The sequence below is a fragment of the Kitasatospora sp. NPDC091335 genome (genome assembly GCF_044757205.1).
Lineage (GTDB): Bacteria > Actinomycetota > Actinomycetes > Streptomycetales > Streptomycetaceae > Kitasatospora.
In genome coordinates this window covers 127,253-147,697 of the sequence record NZ_JBIVUM010000009.1, presented here as the reverse complement: position 1 = coordinate 147,697, position 20,445 = coordinate 127,253, and the positions used below count along the sequence as shown (strand labels likewise).

Sequence of the window (20,445 nt, the reverse complement as noted above, 5' to 3'; positions counted from 1 at the left end):
GGCCCGATGACCGTTCACCTGAGAATCCCGATCGTCAGTGTCGACGAGGTGGCTGCCGCGGGACGGGCGGACCTGCTTCCCGCCGACCTCGCCCGGATCGCCGCGGCGGGCGCCCGCCCGCCCGGCGCCGGTCGCGACGTCGCCACCGCGGGTGAGATCTTCGACGCCTTCATGCACACCCGCGCGACCCGGGCCGCGAGGCCCGTCCGCCTCTCGGTGACGGTCACGGCCACCATCGGGCACCGACGCAGACTGACCATACCGGCAAGGCCACAGCTCACGGTGACCGCGGCCCTCGGCGACGGCGCGATCCGCGCGCTGGTCGACCGCGCCGTCACGACGGCCGGGCCGGACCTCGTCCGGTTGCGGCGCAACCCGACGCTGCGCAGGGCCGGTGCCAGGTACGAGTTCCGCACGTGGCAGGGATCGGGCCTCGTGCTCTCCACAGTGAGTGCCTCCACGGCGATCGACGCGGTCCTGGCCGCCTGCGGTGAGCACGGCACCGGACGGACCGGGGCCGCCGCGGCTCTGGCAGCGGCGTCACCCTCGACGCCGGCCGAACGGTTCGACGCCTTCCTGGACCGGCTGATCGACGCGGGCGTGCTCCTCGCCGACCTTGCGACGACCGCCGACAGCAGGCCGGAGCGGGCCTGGGAGATCCTCACGGCTGCGACGGAGGAGGAGGTCGTACAGAGCCTTCACGGGCTCCAGGCGGGACTCGGCCAGGAGCAGCCGCTGCAGCGCTATCTGGCCGAAGGCGTCGCTGGCGTGTGGCAGCGCTACACCGCGTCGCTGGATGGGCTACTGGCCGATGTCCCCGTGGGCGAGCGACTTCGGGTGCGGATCGGTACCGGAGCGGACCGGCCGGCCGTCGACCACTCGTCGCTCGGTGTGCTGCGGAAGGCCTATGGGCGAGTCCTGTCGCTGGTAGACGAGTCGCCCCGTCAGGCGGCCCTCGACGCGGCGTTCCGCACCCGCCACGGCGATGGTGCCGTCCCGGTGGCCGAACTGCTGGATCTGGAGGCCGAGCTCGCCGACCTGCCCTGGCGGTCCGGTCGTTCTGGGGAAGCTGCCGAGCGGACCTGTGCGCGGGCACTGGCCCACTGGGTCCGCACCGGCGAGCCCTTCGATCTGCTGGCCGGGACCGGCCGGCCGGACAGCCCGAGGGACACCGGTGTGACCGACTGGATCCACGCGGCCCTGCTCGACGAGTACGAAGGGCGGTACTGCGCTGTCCTGTTCGGCGGGTACCACCATCCTCCACAGCCGCTGCTCCAGGACTTCGGGGTGCTGCCGGAGGAGACCGGCGGCACTCCAGAGCCGGGCGACGTCCTGGTGTCGCTGACTCCCGGGACAGGTCCGGAGCTCTGGGACCGGCGGACCGGCGACCGGGTGCAGCCGCGGTCGGGCCGCTCGGGAGAGGGTCCGCAGCGGATGCTCGACGCAATGCTGCAGCCGTTCCTGGACCCTGGCCCGGTCCAGTGGACCTGGGGTGCCCTCGGCGAGGAACTGCCGCACCTGCCCAGGGTGGTGGCTGGCCGCGTCATCGTCGCCCCCGAACGCTGGCGGTTGAGCGACCCCGCCGTCGAGGACATCCTTGACGCGCCCGACGTCGGCGCCGGTCTGCGCGCCGCGCTGCCCGGTCTGGGGAACCGGCGCTGGCTCGCCTTCGCGGGCCGGGGCCAGACCCTGCCGGTGGACACGTCGGCCCCGGCCGCCGTCGAACTGGCACTGCAGGCTCTCTCGAACCCGAGCGGCGTGACCTGCCAGGAACTTCCGCACTTCGAGAGCCCCGTGGTCTCCGGAGGCAGCGGCAGGCATACCGCGCACCTCCTGCTGCCCCCGGAGCGCGATCCGCGCCCGCGCACCGCCCCCGCTCAGGTCCCGCCGACCCACCAACTGTTCCGGGCCCGTGTCGAGTACCAGTGCCGATCCACGGCCGTGGACGAACTGCCGGGGTTGGTCGGTGCGGTGATGGAGAAACTGGCGGCCGAAGGGTGCGTCGCCCAGTGGTCGTACGAATGGCACGGCCTCACCCTGCGGATCGACTGCCGGGTTGCCGACGCCGAGCAGCGCCCGACAGCCGTGGCCGGGCTGGACCGCTTCGGGCTGGACCTCGTCGCCAGCGGCCAGGTGGTCCGGGCTGCCGTCGTGCCGGCTGCTCCGAACGTTGACGTGCACGGTGGGCCGGACGTGCTCTGCCTGGCCGAGGAAGTGCACCGGGCGGACAGTCTCGAGACTGCCGGGTTCCTCGCAGGCCGTCCCACGGACAAGGAACGCCTGCGGCGGTGCGTCGACGACTTCCTTGCCTGGCTGCCCCTGCTTGACCGTCGGCGGGACGAGCACATCGCCATCGTGGCGGCGGTGGCCGCCGCGGTACCGGCGAAGCCACAGCCACGGGCCGTGCCGGTACCCGCCCGCTCGGCGCTGCCCAGCGGAGATTGCGTCCTGGAGCCCCTGCTCACCCAGTACGCGTGCAGAGTCGACGACACCAACGGCCGGAGCCGACGGGCCTTCGCCGCACTGCTCACCTCGCACGGCGCCCGGATCTTCCCGGTGGACCTCCCCACACGCCTGCAGGAGGTCTGTGACCTGGTCGTGCGTGCCCTGCGAGCGGACACCGGCTCGGAGGAAAGGAAGGAGACCGCCGGTGCGGCGGGATGAGGACCGACTGAAGGCCGCGTATCGGTTGCTACTCACGGACCCGGTGATGACGGAGCGACTGCTCGCGTACGACGGCGGTCCGTCGGCTGGGGCTGCCGGCGCCATCGGGCTGCCCGACGTGCCGGGTGCGACGGTGAACGCCGCGCTCCGAGACCTGCGCGCTGGCACCGGGCCAGGCCCGGACGGTGGTGCCGGCGCCGAACTGGCCGGCGCCGCCGCGCTGATCGCCGGATGCCTGGCGGACTGACGATGAAGCCGGAGCAACTCGAAGGACACGACATGCGTGTTTGGGACCAGCCGCCGCACCTATCGGCGGTTCACTACCGGGGCGTCGAACTGAAGGCGGTGAAGAACTACTTCCAGGGCACGCAGCGCAGCGTCCCACCGGAGGAGACACTTCGGCGTATCCGTCCGCTCTTCCCTGCGGCGGGCATCACCAGGCTGGCGCATATCACGGGTCTCGACACGGTCGGCATCCCGGTGACCCTGGCCATCCGTCCCAACGGGCGGACACTGAGCAACAGCGCGGGCAAGGGCATGACCCTCGAAGCGGCTCTGGTCTCCGCGGCGATGGAGTCCCTGGAACTGCACCACGCCGAGGAGTGGTCGCCCATCGCGGTCCGCAGGTCGTACGAGGAGATCAGTGGCGAATTCCCGGTGCCGGACCCAGAAGACCTACCGCTCTCCCGGGCAGCGCCGTTCCCGCCCGACTGGCCCTACCTGTGGACCTTCGGCTGGGACGTCCTCTCCCAGGAGGAGGTCGCCGTTCCCGTTTCGATGATCCACATGGGGAACCGGACGAGCCGGGTCTTCGACCTGTTCTCCTTCCAGGTGACGTCCAGCGGGTTGGCCTCGGGCAACAACCTCGTCGAGGCCCTGCACGCCGCCCTGTCGGAGGTCATCGAGCGGGACGCGGCCACCTGTCAGCAGGAACGCTGGGACGCGCAGCGCACCCCGCCCCCGGTGCTCGATCCCGACGCCGTCGAACTGCCCGCAGTACGCGAACTGCTGGACCGCCTGCGCAAAGCGGACGTCGGCGTCCTGCTCTTCGACTGCACGGTGGACACCCGGGTGCCGGTGTACATGGCGGACATCTTCGACCGCACGCGCCAAGTCGACGGAACCTACCGAGGCTACGGGGCCCACCTCGACCCGGAGATCGCCTTGACCCGTGCGCTCACCGAGGCGGTTCAGGCCCGCACCGTCCACATCGCCGGCTCCCGGGACGACATCTTCCGCAACCGCGACCTCCACACCCACGCCCACGCCGACCACGAGTACGAGCGGATGCTCTCCATGGTCGACGGGACACCGCCCGTGGTGGCGGGCCGTCCGGGAGCCTCGGAGGCGACAGCCACCTTCGAAGGGGACATCTGCCTGATGCTGGAGCGGCTCCGGGCCGTCGGCATACAGCGCGTGATCGTTGTGGACCTGAGCCGTCCGGGGTCGCCGATCTCGGTGGTGAAGGTCGTGGTTCCTGGGCTGGAGGGCTACCGCATGGAGAACTACGCGCCGGGCAGGCGTGCCCGCTGCTTCGCCCAGAACCCCGCGATCGGAGCGGACTCATGACCGTTGTTGTCTTTCTCGGGCCCTCCCTGCCACTAAACGAAGCACGCGGCATCCTTCCCGACGCGGTCTTCCTCCCCCCGGCCAAGCAGGCGGACATCGCGACGGTCCTCACCGTTCACGATCCGGACGTCATCGCCCTGGTCGACGGCGAGTTCCATCAGGCCCGCTCCGTCTGGCACAAGGAGGTGCTGCTGGCCCTGCAACGGGGGGTCCGGGTATACGGCGCTTCGAGCATGGGAGCGCTGCGCGCGGCGGAGCTTGCGGCGTTTGGGATGCGGGGACGGGGCGAGGTCTTCGCCCGGTACGCCTCCGGGGAGATCATCGACGACGACGAGGTCGCCCTGACATACGCGTTCGAGGACGGCCACTACATCAAGCTCTCGGAACCCATGGTCAACATCAGAGCGACCGTCGCGACCGCCCAGGCACGCGGCGTGATCTCCGCGGAGACGGCACGGCTGGCTGTCGACACCGCGAAGGGCTTGCACTACCGCGACCGGTCCAGGGCACGGATCGCCGCGATGCTGCGCACTTCCGGAGCGGAGGAGGCATACCGCCTCGACGTGTTCTGGCGGGAGACCCCCGTCGATGTGAAGGCGGACGACGCCCGCGCGCTGCTCGGGGAACTGGCGGCCCGACACGGGGCCGCCCACGAGCCGGTCACACCATGGGAGTTGGTGCCGACCGCTAGTCTGGACACGCTCTACAACCGGGAACGGCAGGTGGAGTTCAACGGGGTCCGCATCGCTCTTTCCGATGTCGCGGACCACGTCCAACTGCACCACCCGGGGGCCGGTCGGTTGAACGAGGACGCCATGAACCGGGCGGTGGCCCTCGTTCTGGCGAGGCTTCTGCGCGTCACTCCCTCGGAGCGCGAGATCGACGAGGAGGCCTCCCGCTGGGTGGCCCGGCACGGGTACGAGGACGAGGCCGCGTTCGCGGGGTGGCTGAGCCGCAACCAGGTCACGCCTGAGGAGTTCCGGGGCCTGGCGCGGGAGGCGGCGCAGTGCCGGGCGCTGCACCGGTGGTTGCTGTACGCGCACCACACGGAACGCAGTGCCAAGCCGTTGTTGGATCACCTGCGATGGAACGACGAGTTCGAGACGTGGGGGAGGGGCGCTGCCCTGGCCGCGGAGGCCGCGCGGGAGTCGGGTGTGGAACCGGCGGAGGTCGCGGCGAGGAGCGGCTCGCGGCAGCTGCGCGGCGAACACGAGGCGTGGACGGGCCGCAGGAGCGAGGCCGGCTATGCGGTTTGGGCGGAGGAGGCAGGGTTCAACTCGGTCCAGGACCTTACCCATGCTCTGGCTCGGGCCGGGAGTACGCGCATTGGGCTGCTGGAGGCGCTGCGCCGGATCGTTCCGGAGACGTAGGGCCTGTCCCCTGGGGCCGGATCGGGGCTGCGGGCGCCGGATTCTGACGGCCCGTGCGGCACCACGAAGGGGTGAAGCGCCTTGCTGGCTGAAGCATCCTTCTACTACGCTACTACTAAGAGCTTAGTGGTAAGGGGATTCATGCTGGAGCTGTACCTTGACCGGAGATCCGGTCTGCCCACCTATCTCCAGCTGATTCGCCAGATCGAGCAGGCATTGAGGCTGGGGATGCTGACCCCCGGCGATCGGTTGCCGACCGCGAGGGAGGTCGTCGCACAACTGGCGATCAACCCGAATACCGTGCACAAGGCCTACCGGGAACTGGAGCGGGTCGGCCTCGTGGAGGTTCGGCCCGGTCAGGGGACCTTCGTTCTCCGGGGACTGGGAAGTTCGCCGGGAGACCGGAATCCGGCCCTGCGCACGGAACTCGAACGGTGGGTGGATACCGCCGTCGCCAGCGGTATGGAGGCGGCCGACCTGCGTGCGCTCTTCGACGTCGTGATGCGGGCCAAGGTGGGCGTACAGGGAGGAGAGACGTGACGGACGACGCGTTGAGCGCGGTCGGACTCGGCAAGCGCTACAAGAGGGGATGGGCGTTACGCGATCTGTCGTTCACCGTGCCCGCCGGCCGGATCGCCGCGTTGGTCGGGCCGAACGGCGCCGGCAAGAGCACCCTGCTGCACCTGGCGGCCGGTCTGCTCTCCCCGAGCTGCGGAAGCATCCGCGTCTTCGGAGACGAGCCCGCTGAGCGCGAGGAGGGCCTGGCCCGGGTCGCGTTCCTCGGTCAGGACAAGCCGCTCTATCCGGGCTTCTCAGTTGAGGAGACCCTCGAGCTCGGACCACGGCTCAATCCAGTGTGGGACGGCAGGATCGCGCGGGAACGGCTGGCAGCGCTCGGCATCCCGCTCGAGGCCAAGATCAAACACCTTTCCGGGGGTCAGCGCACCCAGGTGGCGCTGGGAATGGCTCTCGGGAAACGGGCCGACCTGCTGTTGCTCGACGAGCCCATGGCGGACCTGGATCCGCTGGCCCGCCATCAGGTGATGGAGTCCCTCATGGCGGCGGTCGCCGAGACCGGTATGACGGTCGTCATGTCCTCCCACGTCCTCGCCGAGCTGGAGGACGTCTGCGACTATCTGGTGCTCCTCACCGGTGGGCGCATTCGGTTGAGCGGCGGGATCGAGGAGATCCTCGCCGAACACGCTGTGCTGTCCGGTCCGTCGGACGTGGCGGAGCGATTGGCCGGACACGTGCACGAGGTCATCCGCACCTCCCGGAGTGAGCGAGGAGTCTCCTCGCTCGTACGGCTGGCCTCGCCGATCGACGGTTCGGGGCTCTCGGTTCGCACGCCGAAGTTGGAAGAGCTGGTTCTCGATTACATGCGGGGTGTGGAGGATCGGGCCGTATCGGCCCTGGACGCGGAGGAGGTCCGATGATCTGGTTGGCTTGGCGCCAGCAGCGTGCGGTAGCGGCCGGACTGCTCGCCATCCTGGTCTTCTACGCGGCCATGGCCGTGTGGGAGCAGAGCACTTATCCGGGCATGCGCGGTTTGACCTCCGGACTCTCGCAGTACTTCTCCCTCTTCCTGGGCTTCTTCGTGGGCGCGCCCGCCGTGGCGCGGGAATACGAACTGGGTACCCACCGATTCGTGTGGACCCAGACGATCAGCCGCCGGCGCTGGTACACGACCCGAATCGCCGTGGCGGCCGCGGTGGCGGTGGCGGGCGTCGCTGGCCTGTCCGTCGCGGTGGCATGGGCAGGCCGGCGCCCCGAGGGCTGGTCCAGGTTCACCCAAGACCCGATGAGCCAGGCGTACTTCGACTCCCACGGTGTGACGCCGTTTGCGGTCGCCCTCTTCCTGGTCGCGCTCGGCTTCACAGCGGGTACGGTGCTGCAGCGCACCCTGCCGACGATGGGAGTCGTTCTGGTCGCCTGGATCGCCCTGACCACCGCCGGCCCGGCGCTCCGCGACCGGCTGCGGGACGAGGATCTGATGACCGGTTACTGGTCCTGGCAACTCGCTTACGGAGGAGTGCTGTTGGTGCTGGCGATAACGATCTCGCTAGTGGGGCGCCAGCGGATGGCCCGCCGCTGAACCGTTGTGGACGATGTCCGGGATTCGGTCTTCGAGAATCGCCTGATAGGTTTTGCGAAGCTCGACTCCCGGATCCACACCCCAGCCCGCACTCAGCGCGCGCCGGCCCGCGTGGTAGACATCGAGCGCATCCGACTGCCGTCCGCACAGGTACAGCGTCGCCATGAGCTGGGCGCGCAGGTGCTCCCGGCTGGGGTGCTCGGCCACCAGCCGCGTGAGTTCCGGGACGATCCGTTCGTGCCAACCGAGCCCGAGGGCAGCGGTGGTCTTGTTCTCGATGGCGGTCAAGTACTCCTCGGTCAGCCCCGGTAGTTCGGCATCGGCCAAACATCGGGTCGTGTTGGTGAGAGCGGATCCCGTCCACTGCTCGACCGCCGTGCTCAGCAGGGCATGGGCCGGCTCATACTCGCCGACCGCCAGCCGGGCGACACCCCGGCAGCTGAGGTCGACGAAGTCGTCGTAGTCCAGTGAGGCGGAGGACATGCGCAGTTGGTACGCGCCGTGCATCCTGACGATCTGCACTCCGCTTCCCAAGGTGCGGCGCAGTCTCGATATGTAGGTGTACAACTGTGCGGCCTGCGTACGTGGAGGGGTTGTCTCCCAGAGGAGTTCGCTGAATCGCGCGTCGTGCACCGTCCGACCGGGTGCCAGCAGGAGCGATGCGAGCACGGTCCGGGGCTTGACCCCGCCGATCCCCACCGCCTGACCGTTCAGATATGCCTCGACGGGGCCCAGTACGCGAAACGTCAGCGCGGCGTTCATCAGTGGTTCTCCTTGTCTCGCGGCCCCAGCCCGGCCAGCGTCAGCAGGAGGTCCTTGACCTCGGTGGCGGCCACCGCAGCACGGGCCTGGCGGTCGTCGGAACACAGGAGGACGGGGCCGTCCGAAGGGGAGGTCGGCAGCCTGCCGTGGCTGCCGCGTACACGTGACGGGTCGAGCGACACGACCTTCATGGTGTAGCGCATGCCGAGCTTTTTGCGGGCGAGAGCCGCGGCGGCACGCACCTTGACCAACGGGTCGGTGTGGTCGAAGTGGAGTTCGGCGGGGTCGTAGCCGGGCTTTCGATGGATGTCTACGATCCTGGCGAAGTCTGGGGCGAGTGCGTCGTCCAGCCAGTAGTAGTAGGTGAACCAGGAGCGGGGCTCCGCGACGGCCACCAGCTCACCCGCGCGCGGGTGGTCGATCCCATGGTCCTTCTTGCCGGCGTCGTCCAGGACTTCGGCGACACCGTCGAGTTCCGACAGCAGCCCCCGGACCCGATCGAGATCGCCCGGGTCCCGCACGTACACGTGGGCGATCTGGTGATCGGCTACGGCGAACGCGCGAGAGGACCAGGGGTCCAGGTACTCCATGCCGTCCTGGGTGTGGACCTCCAGGAGGCCTGCGCGACGGAGCGTGCGGTTGACGTCGACCGGGCGGTCGACGGGAGTGATGCCGTACTCGCTCAGTACCACGACGGTGGCATCCGCACGCTCGGCCTCATCTAGCAGCGGCGCGAGCGCCTCGTCCAGTTCGGCGGCGGCCGCAGCGGCCCGACCTCCGTGCGGGTCGTGGCGCTGGAGCGCGTAGTCGAGATGAGGCAGGTACACCAGGCTGAGATCGGGCCGGTGCCGACGAAGCAAGTAGCGGGCGGCGCCGACGATCCAGCGGGACGCCGCGATCCCGGCCCTCGGCCCCCAGTAGTCGAACAGCGGGAACGGGCCTCCGCGGCGCGTGAGTTCGTCGTGCAGGCCCGGTGGCCGGGTGTAGCAGTCGGGCTCCTTGCGGCCGTCGGCGTAGTACACCGGTCGGGGCGTGACGATCCAGTCCACGTCAGCGCCCATGGCGTACCACCAACAGACGTTCGCCACCGTGTAGCCGGGATGGACCCGCCGAGCCGCCTCCCAGAGCTTCTCGCCCTCGATCAGCCGGTTGTGCTGCCGCCAGAACAGCACCTCGCCCAGGTCACGGAAGTACCAGCCATTGCCGACCACGCCGTGCGCGGCGGGGAGTTCACCCGTGAGGAAGGTGGACTGCACCGAGCAGGTGACCGCCGGCAGCACGGGCTCCAGGCAGGCGCCGAAACCCCGGTCGCGCAGGGCGGAGAGACGGGGCATGTGGGACAGGAGTCGAGGCGTCAGCCCGACGACGTTCAGGACGACCAGCCGGTTCACTGGTGAAGCTCCTTCAGGCCGAGCGCGGTCAATGTGTCACGTGTCCAAGCGAGTTCGGCGGCGATGCCGTCCACGAGCCCGGCTCGGTCCGGCGGGACCGGAAGCACCGACCAGGTGTACGTCTCGACGTCCACGTGGTCGGTCAGCGCGGTCGGTCCGCCAAACAGGGTGTCCAGAGTGGCGGTCAGTTCGCTCCGTGTCGACCGCAGGGGTGGGTCGGGCGTGACATGCACCGGGATGTGGAAGTGGATACGCCACGGGTGGTCCCCCAGCAGCGCTCCACCGAGCGCGTCGGGCAGGTCGTCGGCGCCGAGCACGCCGGACCCGGCACCGACGTCCGACACCCGGGTCTGGTGCAGGAAGCGCTCCTCTGCGAACCCGGCCAACACGGCACGGGCGGCCGGGTCGGCTGGATCGTCGATGTGGAGGGCGCAGGACGCCTGGGCCTTGACGATCGGCAGCCCGGCCGCAGCCAGCCGTGCGCACGCGTCGACCGGGTCCTCGAAACCGGTGGCGAGATGGCAGGCGTCGAGGCACACCCCGATGTGGTCGGTGGCCAGACGGCCCGACAGCTCGGCGGCTTGGGCGACGTTCTCCACGATGCAGCCGGGCTCGGGCTCCAGACCGACCCGGATGGTACGCCCGGTTTCGGTGTACAAGGCCGCGAGGCCGTCGGCCAGCCGGTCCAGGTGGTGGAACGCAAGGTCGGCCCGATCAGCGGACCAGGGGGTCCGCCAGGCCAGCGGTAGCGTCGACACGCTGCCGTGGTCGACGTCGTCGGGCAGCAGGCCAGCCAGGATGCGGGCGCAGTCGAGGGTGTATGACAGCCGGTCCGGCTCGGTCCAGTCCGGGCGGTAGACGGTCTTCTTCACCGATGCCGCGTGGAAACCCGTGTACGGGAAGGCGTTGAGGGTGACCACCTCCAGACCTCTGTGGTCCAGCTCGCGGCGGAGTCTCGTCAGCGCGCCCTGGTCGACCAGTGCCTGGGTCGCGGCGGTGCGGGCGAACCAGAGGCCGAGGCCGAGCCGGTCCGCGCCGAGCCGTTCTCGGACGGGTTCCGCGAAGTCGGCGAGCTGCGCCAGGATGCCGTTCAGATCCTCGGCGGCGTGGACGTTGGTGCAGTAGGAAAGGTGGACGGTGGATCCGTCCCGGTGGCGTAGCCGCATGCCGACTACACCTCGCCGCGCTTGATGGAATTGCCCGCGTAGTCGTCATGCGCCGGATCGCTCCCGTCGGTCAGCTGGAGCCGCCCGCTCTGCCCGTAGAAGTCGATCGGGTTCTGCCACAGGACGGTGCGGACGTCGCTCTCACCGAAACCGGCGGCCAGCATCGCGTCACCCGTTCGGCGCGGTGTGAGGGGATCGCTCCGACCCCAGTCGGCAGCTGAGTTGACGAGAATTCGGGCGCTGCCATACTCAGCCAGGATCGAGACCGTGCGTTCCACGCTCATCTTGGTGTCCGGGTAGACGGAGAACCCCATCCAGCAGCCACTGTCCGCGACGATGCGCGCGGTCGGCTCGTTGAGGTGGTCGATCAGGACCCGCTCCGCCGGTATGCCGGACTCGCGGATGACATCGAGGCTGCGCCGGGTGCCGGCGCCCTTGTCACGGTGCGGAGTGTGCACGAGAACGGGCAGATCGTACGTCAGCGCGTGGGCGAGCTGGGCGGCGAACGCCTTGTCCTCCTCCGGGGTCATGGAGTCGTACCCGATCTCTCCGACGGCCACCACCCGGTCCTTCGTCAGGTAGCGGGGCAGCAGATCGAGCACGCCGGCGAGCCGGGGATCGTTGGCTTCCTTCGGGTTGAGGGCCAGCGCGCAGTGGTGTGCGATGCCGAACTGGGAGGCCCGGTACGGCTCCCAGCCCAGCAGACTGTCGAAGTAGTCCTCAAAGCTGCCGGTGTTGGTGCGGGGCTGGCCGAGCCAGAAGGCGGGCTCGACCAGGGCCCGGACTCCCGCCGCAGCCATCGCCTGGTAGTCGTCGGTGGTCCGCGACGTCATATGGATGTGGGGGTCGAAGATGTCCATGGCACTCACTCCCTGGTAGTGGGTCCAGCTCCGATGAACGGCTCGATGTCGGACGGAACGGCGCGGCCGGCCGCCCTGCGCTCCTCGGCGTAGTCGGTCAGCATGCGGGTCAGTTCCGGGTCGGCGCGCTCGGCGAGTCCGGCCACGGCGACGAGTGGAATGCCGGAGAAAAGGCACTTGAGGACGGCCTGGCGGAAGGCCGCGGCGTCCAGGTGCCGGGCTGCGTAGTCACCGAGCGCGGCCGCGATCAGGCGAGGGTCGTTGGTCCGCAGGGCGTCGTGTACGAGCGGTAGGGCCAAGGCGCCGAGCGTGTTTCGCGAACCGAAGCAGGAGAGGGATCGCAGGACGCCGCGACGTTCAGCCGCGTCCCCTTGCCAGTACAGCCGGGACAGTGCGTCGGCCAGCGTGGCGCCACGCCACGGCACCCTGGCCAGGAGCAGGGCGCGGACGGCGTCGTCGACGGTCCTGCCGACCGGGGGAGGCGGGTCGCCGGGCAGCGGTTGGCGGCCGCAATGGCGGCCTGCACTCGTGAGCAGCGTGTCTATGCGGGACGGGTCGGCCTCGACGGTGGTCAGGGCCTCGCGCAGCCAGCGTGCGGCGACGGCGGGAAGCCGGGCCGACAGGGTCTCGGTTTCGGCTGGTACGGTCACAGGACTCTCCTATGGGCGGACTTGGACAGGGCACGCGGAGCGTACGGCGGTGTGCAAGAACTGCAGCGAACGCCGGGCGACCTCGGGCGCCGCGTGACTGTGCCGGGGCAGTTCGACGGCGACCAGCCCGCGGTATCCGATGTCGGCCAGAGCATGGAGGACAGGGGGAAAGTCGATCTCTCCCGCACCGAACTCCAGATGGGTGTGGTCTCCGCGCCGCATGTCGTCTATCTGGACGTTGACCAGGTGGGCGGCCGCCCGGCGCACGCAGTCGGTGACGGACTGCGGCTCCAGACAGCGGCAGTGGCCGATGTCGAGGGTGAGCCCGAAGACGTCGGGCCCGCCGAGGCGGCAGCGAAGTTCGTCGAACCGGTCGAGGGTGTCGATGAACATGCCGGGCTCAGGCTCGAAGCCCAGGGTGACGTCGTGGTCCGCGGCGTACTCGGCCAGCCCGGCGCACCCGGCGGTCAGCCGGTCCCAGGCCTGATCCTCCGGAAGTCCGGTGGGTGCCGCCCCGCTCCAGAACGAAACCACGTGCACGCCCAGGTCTGCCGCGATCCGTACGGCGCGGCGCAGGAGGTCCGTACGGAGCTCCGCCCCCTCGTCCGAGAGTAGCGTCGGATAGTGCTTGCGCATCGGGTCCAGCAGGTAGCGACCTCCGGTCTCGATGACGGCGCTGAGGCCGAGAGCGTCGAGGCGACGGGCGATCCGGGACAGCCGGGGGACCAGGTCGGTGGAGTAGGGGTCGAGGTGGCGGTGGTCCAGGGTGAGGCCGACGCCGTCGTACCCGAGGTCGGCGAGGACCGCGAGGGCGTCCTCCAACGAGTGGTCTCCGAAGCCATTGGTGCCGTAACCGAATGCCAGTTCGGTGGCACGGGTGGGGGATGGTGGCGCTGTCATCGCGAACGTGTATCTCCTCAACTGTGAAAAAGCGGCATGACACTCCACCGGCACGCAAGGCGCTGCGTGTCGCGGGTAGCGTCGACTCAGGCGCAGTTCAGGTGGGGGACACCCGCCTACCGAGTCCGCGGACGAGCGGATAACCCAGGGCGATGAGCCCTGCGATCGCGGGCCCGCCCGCTCGCGACGCAAGCGCGGCCTGAAGCGGCATCAGCCCGTGAATTCCGGCAGCCACGGCATGCCGCACCCGTTTCGCCGAAGGATCGCGGGACACGGCGACGAGGGCTCTGCCGAAGCCGGCGAAGTAGAGTCCCGCCAGCGTCGTCGTGACTGCCTTGTCCATCTGCGGCGCACGCCGCACCCCGGCGGTGAGGCCGGCGCAGATGGCCCCGCTGACCCCGATGGCGGCCACCGGCAGCACCCCTGGGTCGGCATCGACCTCATGCCTGCTCAGCTGCGTGACAACAGCCGTGTGCACCGCCACCGCCGCGATCGCTGGCACAGTGGCGCGCATGCTCCCGCTGCTGGAGGCCGCCCCGGAGAGGACGTTCAGACCGCGCGCACCCGCCATGGACAGCGGCCCGAACGGTGTTGACTTGAGCACCAGGTCGTACGACCAGACGGCGCTGGCCAGGATGGTGGCGGAAACCAGTCCCCGGCGACCCCCTGCCTTCGAGCCGAGCCCGATACCAGCCGCCGTCAGGCCGATGGCCAGCGCGAGTGCGGTCCCCGGCGATACCTCTCCGGAAGGGATGGGACGCTCAGGGCGCTCCAGGGCGTCGGTCTCCCGGTCCTTCCAGTCGTTGAGGGCCATGCCGGCCCAGTAGAGACACACCGAGGAGGCGGCTGCCAGCGCGGTTCTCGGCCGCAGTGGTTGTCCGGCGGCCAGCGTCCCGGCCAGGACGTCACCCGGGACCGTCAAAGCGGCCGGAGCCCGCAACAGCTGTGCGACGGGGCGCAGCCGCCGCGCAGCCGCGAGGAGCTTCCGTTCATCGGGCCCACTCCTCACGAGCCCACCCGGAGGCCGCGTGCCCACGTCACCAGAGTGGTGAACTGCCTTTCCAAGCTGTGCTCGTGGCTGCCGACCGGGTCCTTGAAGAAGAACGCCAGCTCCGGTACCGGTCCCGTGCGCCGTGCCCGCTGCGCCGTGGCCATCAGCCGTGCCAGGTCCAGAACGAGGGGTGCGGCGAGCGCGGAGTCGCATCCCTGCCAGGTGAACTGCATGGACATCCTCGTGCCCAGGAAGCCTTCAAAAACGATGTGGTCCCAGGCGGTCTTCCATTCGCCCAACGCCGGGACGTTGTGGATGTGGACTCCACCGTCGACCGGATAGCCGAGAATGCTCGGCAGGACCACAGCCTTGCTGGACGCCTTGCTGTTCACCGGTCCCTCGGCGTCGAGGGTGGCACCGTCCCCGCCGCCGAGCAGATTCGTCCCGGACCAGCCTCGGACCCGTAGCGCACGGCGGGCGAACATCGGTGCCAGAACCGACTTGACCAGTGTCTCGCCGGTCTTGCCGTCGCTGCCGGCCCAGGGCATCCCGCGCTCGTGGGCCAATTCCGCAAGGGCCGGAAGACGCGCCCCGGCCGACGGGGTGAAGTCGATGTAGGGGCAACCTGCGGTGAACGCCGCGAAGGCGTAGAGCGAGCTGCTCGGCAGCACGGGTGCCTGCTCGCGAGCGTGCGGCTCTTCGTAGAGCGAGCGCCTCAGCGCGGTCAGGGAAGCATGGGCGGGGTGCGGGGCCGCAGGTCCTTCGGTGGAGGATACGTTCATCACGACGACGGAGTCGAGGTTGTTCCGTTTCCGGAAGTCGGCAAGATCGGCAGCCAGGGAGTCGATGACCTCACCAGGGCGGCTGTCCCGCTCCCCGCTTGTGCCCCGACGGATTCTCGCGTCCACGGCACGTAGGTCGTCCTCGACCAGGCCGGGAAGGCCGGCCGGTAGAACGCCAGCCGTGACCAGTTGCTCGGCCCGCTTCACCAGGTCGATGTCGCTGATGTCGTGCCCACCACAGACCAGTTCATCGAAGCGCGGTAAGGGGACACCCTGGAAGTCGTCAAGCGTCGTGACGCAGCCGAGCGGTGCGCCGAGGCCCGCTCGAACGGCTGCGGCTCCCGCAGCCACGGTGGTGGCCACCGATCCTCGGGCTCCGATCAGCCACAGGCCGGTTCGCATTGGCAGCCCTGCCTTTCCTGTTGGGTTGGAACTGATCATTCGCACGACCGCTGCCGCCACGGGTTCTGGGCATGGCAGGCATGGCGTAGCCATTGCGGTTCGGTTGCCAAAATGCCGAATAGGAGCCCGGGCAGGCCGTCGTGGCTACTGAACCCTCGCGGTGGATCGTCGCGCCAGCCGGCGTATGGACATCCGGCTTCGCAACCTGCTCGGAATGGCAGGTTTCAGGGTGCGGAGTTCCCGACCGCCACCGGTGGTGACAACGGTATATTCGGCGGCGCCGACTTGTCGGACGACGATGAGGGCCTTCAGAAACCAGACGCCGGACCATCGGCATCAACGGGCTTTCCAAGCGCCTCTTCCACGTCGTAGGCCTGGATCCAGGAAACGTCCTCGACCATCTGACCAAGGGGGGCCTGGCCCTGTCCTGCCACGCTGTCGGGCGGCGACGCCGTGGACAGCCGCATCGTGCCGCCGTCCCGTGAGCCGAGTTGCACGCGGGCGGTGTGCGGGCGGCGCAGCGCCTCGTACCGGAGCAGCCCCTCTGTCAAGGGGGAACTGTCGCCTGGCAGGTCCCGCTGCTGCGGACCCTCCGGTCGGGTGAGGCAGTGTGCCAGGGCGACAGCGTCCTCGATCGCCTGGCTGGCGCCTTGGCCGTGATGGGGGAGCATGGGGTGAGCGGCGTCACCGAGCAAAGTGACCCTGCCGTTTGACCAGCGTGACAGCGGCTCGCGGTCGAACAGGGGCCAACAGCCGACCTCGGTGATTGCCCCGAGAATGCCGTCCACATCGACGTTCCAGCCTGCGAGAGCAGCCGCCACTTCCTCCACGCGCCCGGTGGCGCTCCAGGACTCCGGATGCCTTCCCGAGTCAGGGACCACGGCTACGAACGCCCAGGCGCTTCCACCACTGACGGGGCAAAGAAGGAGTTTCGCTTCGGGGCCTGGCCAGATCAGCAGAGTCTTGGTGGGAAGGTCCGGTATCGAATCGGCGGGAACGAGGCCGCGGAAGGCGCTGTTCCCTGAGAAGACCTTCGCACCCGATTGGGTGACATTCCCGCGCACCACCGAATTGACACCGTCTGCACCGACCACGACATCAGCCTGTGCCGAATCCCCGTCTGCGAAGCGGAGTCGGACGCTGTCCTCTTCCTCGTTCAGCCCGATGAGGCGACTGCCCAGGCGCAGCCGTGCACCACCGAGTTGTTCGGCGAGAATCCTGTGCAGATCTGCTCGATGGACCGTGTAGTAGGGCGAGCCGAATCGTTTCTCCCAGGTCGCACCCATTGTCTGCTGGGTCAGGACGCGACCATTTTGCCAATGCCTGACCTCTAGCGCTGCAGCACGCACGCCGACGGAGTTCAGTCGACTACCCAGGCCCCAACGATGCAGAATCCTGGCCCCGTTAGACCCGAGATGGAGCCCGGCTCCCACCTCCCGTAACCCGCCTGCCTGCTCGAAGACGGTCACATCGCAGTCCGCCCGTGAGAGTGCTACCGCAGCGGCGAGCCCCCCGATCCCCGCTCCGATGACGGCAATGCGCAGTCTGGCCTTGCTCATTCAGTGCTCCCCCGATTGCGACTGACTGATGGCTGTTCTGTTTGTCAGGGCTTTGAGACGAGTGCTGTGGTCCCTGGTCATCCCCATCGACTGACCCAGGAAAGATGCATCGGCCTGGTGAACGAATCAGGCCAAATGTGCACAGAAGGGCAACAAGTGTGTGGAGTGTCGGCGAACGCCCCCCGGCGGTGCTGACTCAGACGACCAGACTGTTCTGTCTTGCGCTGTAGGGAAGTTGATCGCCTGCGCTGTCGAGTCCGTAGCATAGGCATGAGCAGTCAGCTGGTTCAAGTGCGAAGGGCCCTCTCCTGCAAGGGACTTCGCTGAGCTTGGCAGTCTATGAGTAGACGCCGTGCGAGCTTCGCCAGATGAACGCAAGGGCGGGTGAGAGAGCGTGGTCAGGTGACCGTGGCTCCGCGAGGGTGGCCGGTGTCACGAGGGCTGCGGAAGCGTCTGGTTGAGCTCGTTCTTCAGGCTCGGCTGGCCTCGGTCTTGGGTTTGCGGAGGTGGATCTTCCCGCCGACGATGGCTGCGAGGGTCCAGCGGACGTAGAGCTTGCGGTCCATGAGGTGGACGTCGGACCAGTGCAGGGCGAGGATCTCGCTGCGGCGCATGCTGGCGCCGAGCATGTGTGTTGAACTGTCGGAATGCCGACACCTGGCTCCCAGGGACCTGGTGGGACTTGTGCGGGACCTTCTGGGGGAGGAGGGGTGGGCCCTGCTCGGCACGCGGAGGACACGGACCTTGACGATCCGCCGCTCGGTTGGGGTTGGCACCCGCTGCGGGTGGCAGCACCGAAATCGCCGTCTGCCCGGTGCGCGGACTGCCGAGTCCGCGCACCGGGTAGACGGCGACTGCGCCCTCGGCGGCTGCTGCTTCCGGACCCGCCTGTCGGTACCCACGGCTAGGCTCGCAAGCCGAGACCGATAGGGGAGTTACGTGCTCGACAGCTCACTGACCGCCGATGTCCCGCTCGGCCCCTTCGAGGGCACGCCCGTCACCGTTCACACGGCCAAGGGCAAGAACGCCAAGCTCCACGCCGAGTCGACCTGCACCCAGCTGCGGACCCGGGACGTGACGACCACCGAAGTACCGCTGAACGCGGACACGATCGGAAGGATGTGCTCGCGCTGCGCGCAGTGGGGCGCGTGGGCACGGCCGGAGACCGGGCTGGGCATCTTCCTGCGGGCGCTCGGCGGGATCGGCTTGCTGTACCAACTGCAGTGCTACAGCGAGCCGGACGAGGACGCCACTTGGGAGGCGCACGAGGTCGAGGCCGCCGCCGCTCTCCTGCGGACGGATCCCGTTGGCAGCTCCGAAGATGATGAGGAGGACGGCGAGGCTGAGGAGGGGGAGGCCCGCGACGAAGCGCGGCGTCTTCGTGAGACGGTGCTGTCCACGTGGCGCGGTGCGGCACGCAGCCTTCATCTGGCCCGGGCCGCGACCGCGATGTTCCCGTGGTTGGCGCCGTGGGCGGAGCCGAAGCTCGTGGTGAAGGAGCGATACCTGGAGGAACTCCGGGCCCAGGCCGCGTTGTTCGTCGATCCCCACGGGCTGATGGCGGCAGCCGCGGCGGCGGGCATGCAACTGCCCGAATTCCCGTCCTCAGACAGCGCTTTCAGCGCCATCGGCGACAGCGGCGAGGTCGCGAAGCGGCTGCGGGCACTGTGGCACCAGTGGCAGAGCAAGGCCGCCGACGGCTGGGGCCGCCCGAGTGAGCGCACCTACCTCGCCTACGGGCCCACCCATGGCATCCGTCCCAACCGCAAGGGTTACGACACCACCCGCGCCGCGGTCGACGCGCTGGTCGCCTCGTGGGAAGAGCGGGCGGCGCAGGCTGCCACCGCGGACCCCGCCACCACGCGGTGGGTGACCCTGCGCCTGCCGGAGACCAAGGAGGACTCCCCGCGCAGGTACGACAGGGGGTTCCTGAGTGAGCTGGACGACTGGACGACCGGCGTAGTGATCACCTACTACGCCGACGCCGACTGGGCCGGCCGCACCGTCACTCTGTACGTCCCCGGCCTCATCACCGACCGGCTCCTCGCCCGCTCCTTCCCGCTCGACTGCGAACCCCACGACAACGCGCCCGGGCCCGCCCAGACGGACCAAGCGCCGGCACCCGTTCGGCCCGGGATCTTCGACGACACGCCCGTCAGCGGGCGCCAGCCGGTCACCGCGGAGCACCTGCGCCTCCTGCATACAGTGCGGGCTACCAAGGACCAGCTGTACATCGTCTTCTCCACGGACGGCGGTGCCGAGGTCCTGCCGCTGCCGGTCATCGAGCAGCGCCTGGCCGACGGTTGGCGGGGCGTCATCGTCGCCGGAGCATCCGACCTGCCCGACGCGGTGATCGAACCGTGGGCTGCCGAGGTCGGGCCCAGGCCCGGGGACCGGCTGAGCCTGTGGCCGGAACACCTGCGCAGCCCGCACGACCCGCTGTTCGGTGAGGAACTGGGGCTGTCCCAGGGCGCCACGCGGGCGGCCTGGCTCGTCCAGCACGAAGCCAACGGACAACACAACCTGCGCCTGCTCGCCATGGCTCGCGGCATTCACGACCTGCGCACCCTCGACGGCGGCTACGACCGAGAAGGCCGCTCCCGGAGCATGCCGCGCCCGGTGTGGCAGGGACTGCTCGCCCACGCGAAGGACCTGGACCTGGAACCGTTCGAGGCCCCGGACGGCGACCAGTGGAAGAGCGGAGGCAGCGGCATCCCCCTCGGCGTCCTCGCCGAGGTGCAGGTCTACACGACCAACGCCAACCCGCGGATCCAGGGCAAGGGACACTCACCGTTCTGCCCGCACTCCAGGGAATGCGGTCTCGTCGCCGAGGACGACCTCCTGACCCTGGCCGACCTGCTCGCCCGTGACGACTACGACTGGTGCAGTAAATGCTGGGGCTACGCGATCCGCCGACTGACCGGCACCCAGCTCTCGTACTACCGCGCTGCGCACCGGCTCCACGAAATCGCCCAGGACCTCAACCCCGGACGGGGCGGCTACGAGCATCTCGATGTGGAAGTGATCACGGAGCAGCTACGGGAGCTGACCGACTGGCGTCCGGTCGGCCACGACACCTGGTACACCAGCGGATCCCGGCGCTGGCGGCGCATCGTCCGCGACCTCCAGGACAAGGCCGAGGCCGCCCGCCGTCGCGACACACCATGACCCGTTCCGTTCATCGTGACCACCACCCCGCATTCACCCAAGCGCCGGAGAACACCGAGCCCATGGACCTCACACCTTCCAACGCGGTATCGCCGCACGTCGCCGGCCCCCTGTAG

General features: G+C 69.3%; 18 protein-coding genes. 8 read left to right on the top strand and 10 right to left on the bottom strand.

Features of this window, described 5'->3' with window-relative positions:
* Positions 1–6: 6 nt before the first annotated feature.
* The 7 genes from ACIQOW_RS20610 (at position 7) to ACIQOW_RS20580 (ending at position 7,698) form a co-directional block, all read left to right on the top strand.
* Complete coding sequence (locus ACIQOW_RS20610; RefSeq protein WP_401086996.1) at positions 7–2,664, top strand: lantibiotic dehydratase; 2,658 nt, start codon at positions 7–9, stop codon at positions 2,662–2,664.
* 46 nt (positions 2,665–2,710) lie between these two features.
* Positions 2,711–2,911 carry a hypothetical protein gene (locus ACIQOW_RS20605; protein WP_401086994.1) on the top strand — a complete coding sequence of 67 codons (201 nt, stop codon included), beginning with the start codon at positions 2,711–2,713 and terminating at the stop codon, positions 2,909–2,911.
* 32 nt (positions 2,912–2,943) lie between these two features.
* Positions 2,944–4,233, top strand: coding sequence for a YcaO-like family protein (locus ACIQOW_RS20600; protein ID WP_401086992.1), 1,290 nt, complete (start codon positions 2,944–2,946; stop codon positions 4,231–4,233).
* Complete coding sequence (locus ACIQOW_RS20595; RefSeq protein WP_401086990.1) at positions 4,230–5,603, top strand: TfuA-like protein; 1,374 nt, start codon at positions 4,230–4,232, stop codon at positions 5,601–5,603. The genes ACIQOW_RS20600 and ACIQOW_RS20595 overlap by 4 nt, the downstream gene beginning before the upstream one ends.
* Positions 5,604–5,744: 141 nt before the next feature.
* The gene (locus ACIQOW_RS20590; RefSeq protein WP_401086988.1) at positions 5,745–6,143 is read left to right on the top strand and encodes a GntR family transcriptional regulator; all 399 of its coding nucleotides are present in this window, start codon (positions 5,745–5,747) and stop codon (positions 6,141–6,143) included.
* The gene (locus ACIQOW_RS20585; protein WP_401086986.1) at positions 6,140–7,039 is read left to right on the top strand and encodes an ABC transporter ATP-binding protein; all 900 of its coding nucleotides are present in this window, start codon (positions 6,140–6,142) and stop codon (positions 7,037–7,039) included. Before ACIQOW_RS20590 ends, ACIQOW_RS20585 begins: the two co-directional genes overlap by 4 nt.
* Complete coding sequence (locus ACIQOW_RS20580) at positions 7,036–7,698, top strand: hypothetical protein (protein WP_401086984.1); 663 nt, start codon at positions 7,036–7,038, stop codon at positions 7,696–7,698. The genes ACIQOW_RS20585 and ACIQOW_RS20580 overlap by 4 nt, the downstream gene beginning before the upstream one ends.
* Here ACIQOW_RS20580 and ACIQOW_RS20575 read toward each other — a convergent pair.
* From ACIQOW_RS20575 to ACIQOW_RS20530, 10 genes are all read right to left on the bottom strand, one after another.
* Positions 7,666–8,460: a BTAD domain-containing putative transcriptional regulator gene (locus tag ACIQOW_RS20575; protein ID WP_401086982.1), complete on the bottom strand. Its 795-nt coding sequence runs from the start codon at positions 8,458–8,460 to the stop codon at positions 7,666–7,668. The genes ACIQOW_RS20580 and ACIQOW_RS20575 overlap by 33 nt on opposite strands.
* Entirely contained in the window at positions 8,460–9,851 is a 1,392-nt protein-coding gene (locus ACIQOW_RS20570) for an alkaline phosphatase family protein (protein ID WP_401086980.1), read from the bottom strand. The genes ACIQOW_RS20575 and ACIQOW_RS20570 overlap by 1 nt, the downstream gene beginning before the upstream one ends.
* The gene (eboE, locus tag ACIQOW_RS20565; RefSeq protein WP_401086978.1) at positions 9,848–11,017 is read right to left on the bottom strand and encodes a metabolite traffic protein EboE; all 1,170 of its coding nucleotides are present in this window, start codon (positions 11,015–11,017) and stop codon (positions 9,848–9,850) included. Before eboE ends, ACIQOW_RS20570 begins: the two co-directional genes overlap by 4 nt.
* A gap of 5 nt (positions 11,018–11,022) precedes the next feature.
* Entirely contained in the window at positions 11,023–11,877 is an 855-nt protein-coding gene (locus ACIQOW_RS20560; RefSeq protein ID WP_401086976.1) for a TatD family hydrolase, read from the bottom strand.
* A gap of 5 nt (positions 11,878–11,882) precedes the next feature.
* On the bottom strand, positions 11,883–12,527 hold the full coding sequence (locus ACIQOW_RS20555; RefSeq protein ID WP_401086975.1) for an EboA domain-containing protein: 645 nt from the start codon (positions 12,525–12,527) through the stop codon (positions 11,883–11,885).
* Positions 12,528–12,536: 9 nt separating this feature from the next.
* Positions 12,537–13,427 carry a sugar phosphate isomerase/epimerase family protein gene (locus tag ACIQOW_RS20550; protein WP_401086973.1) on the bottom strand — a complete coding sequence of 297 codons (891 nt, stop codon included), beginning with the start codon at positions 13,425–13,427 and terminating at the stop codon, positions 12,537–12,539.
* 97 nt (positions 13,428–13,524) lie between these two features.
* On the bottom strand, positions 13,525–14,436 hold the full coding sequence (locus ACIQOW_RS20545; RefSeq protein ID WP_401086971.1) for an SCO3242 family prenyltransferase: 912 nt from the start codon (positions 14,434–14,436) through the stop codon (positions 13,525–13,527).
* On the bottom strand, positions 14,433–15,602 hold the full coding sequence (locus ACIQOW_RS20540; RefSeq protein ID WP_401087254.1) for an inositol-3-phosphate synthase: 1,170 nt from the start codon (positions 15,600–15,602) through the stop codon (positions 14,433–14,435). The genes ACIQOW_RS20545 and ACIQOW_RS20540 overlap by 4 nt, the downstream gene beginning before the upstream one ends.
* A gap of 308 nt (positions 15,603–15,910) precedes the next feature.
* Positions 15,911–17,161 (bottom strand): FAD-dependent monooxygenase, encoded by a 1,251-nt coding sequence (locus ACIQOW_RS20535; protein ID WP_401086969.1) that lies wholly within the window; start codon positions 17,159–17,161, stop codon positions 15,911–15,913.
* A gap of 470 nt (positions 17,162–17,631) precedes the next feature.
* Positions 17,632–17,790 carry a hypothetical protein gene (locus ACIQOW_RS20530; protein ID WP_401086967.1) on the bottom strand — a complete coding sequence of 53 codons (159 nt, stop codon included), beginning with the start codon at positions 17,788–17,790 and terminating at the stop codon, positions 17,632–17,634.
* 310 nt (positions 17,791–18,100) lie between these two features.
* Between ACIQOW_RS20530 and ACIQOW_RS20525 the strand changes: the two genes are divergently transcribed.
* The gene (locus ACIQOW_RS20525) at positions 18,101–20,329 is read left to right on the top strand and encodes a hypothetical protein (RefSeq protein ID WP_401086965.1); all 2,229 of its coding nucleotides are present in this window, start codon (positions 18,101–18,103) and stop codon (positions 20,327–20,329) included.
* Positions 20,330–20,445 lie beyond the last annotated feature (116 nt).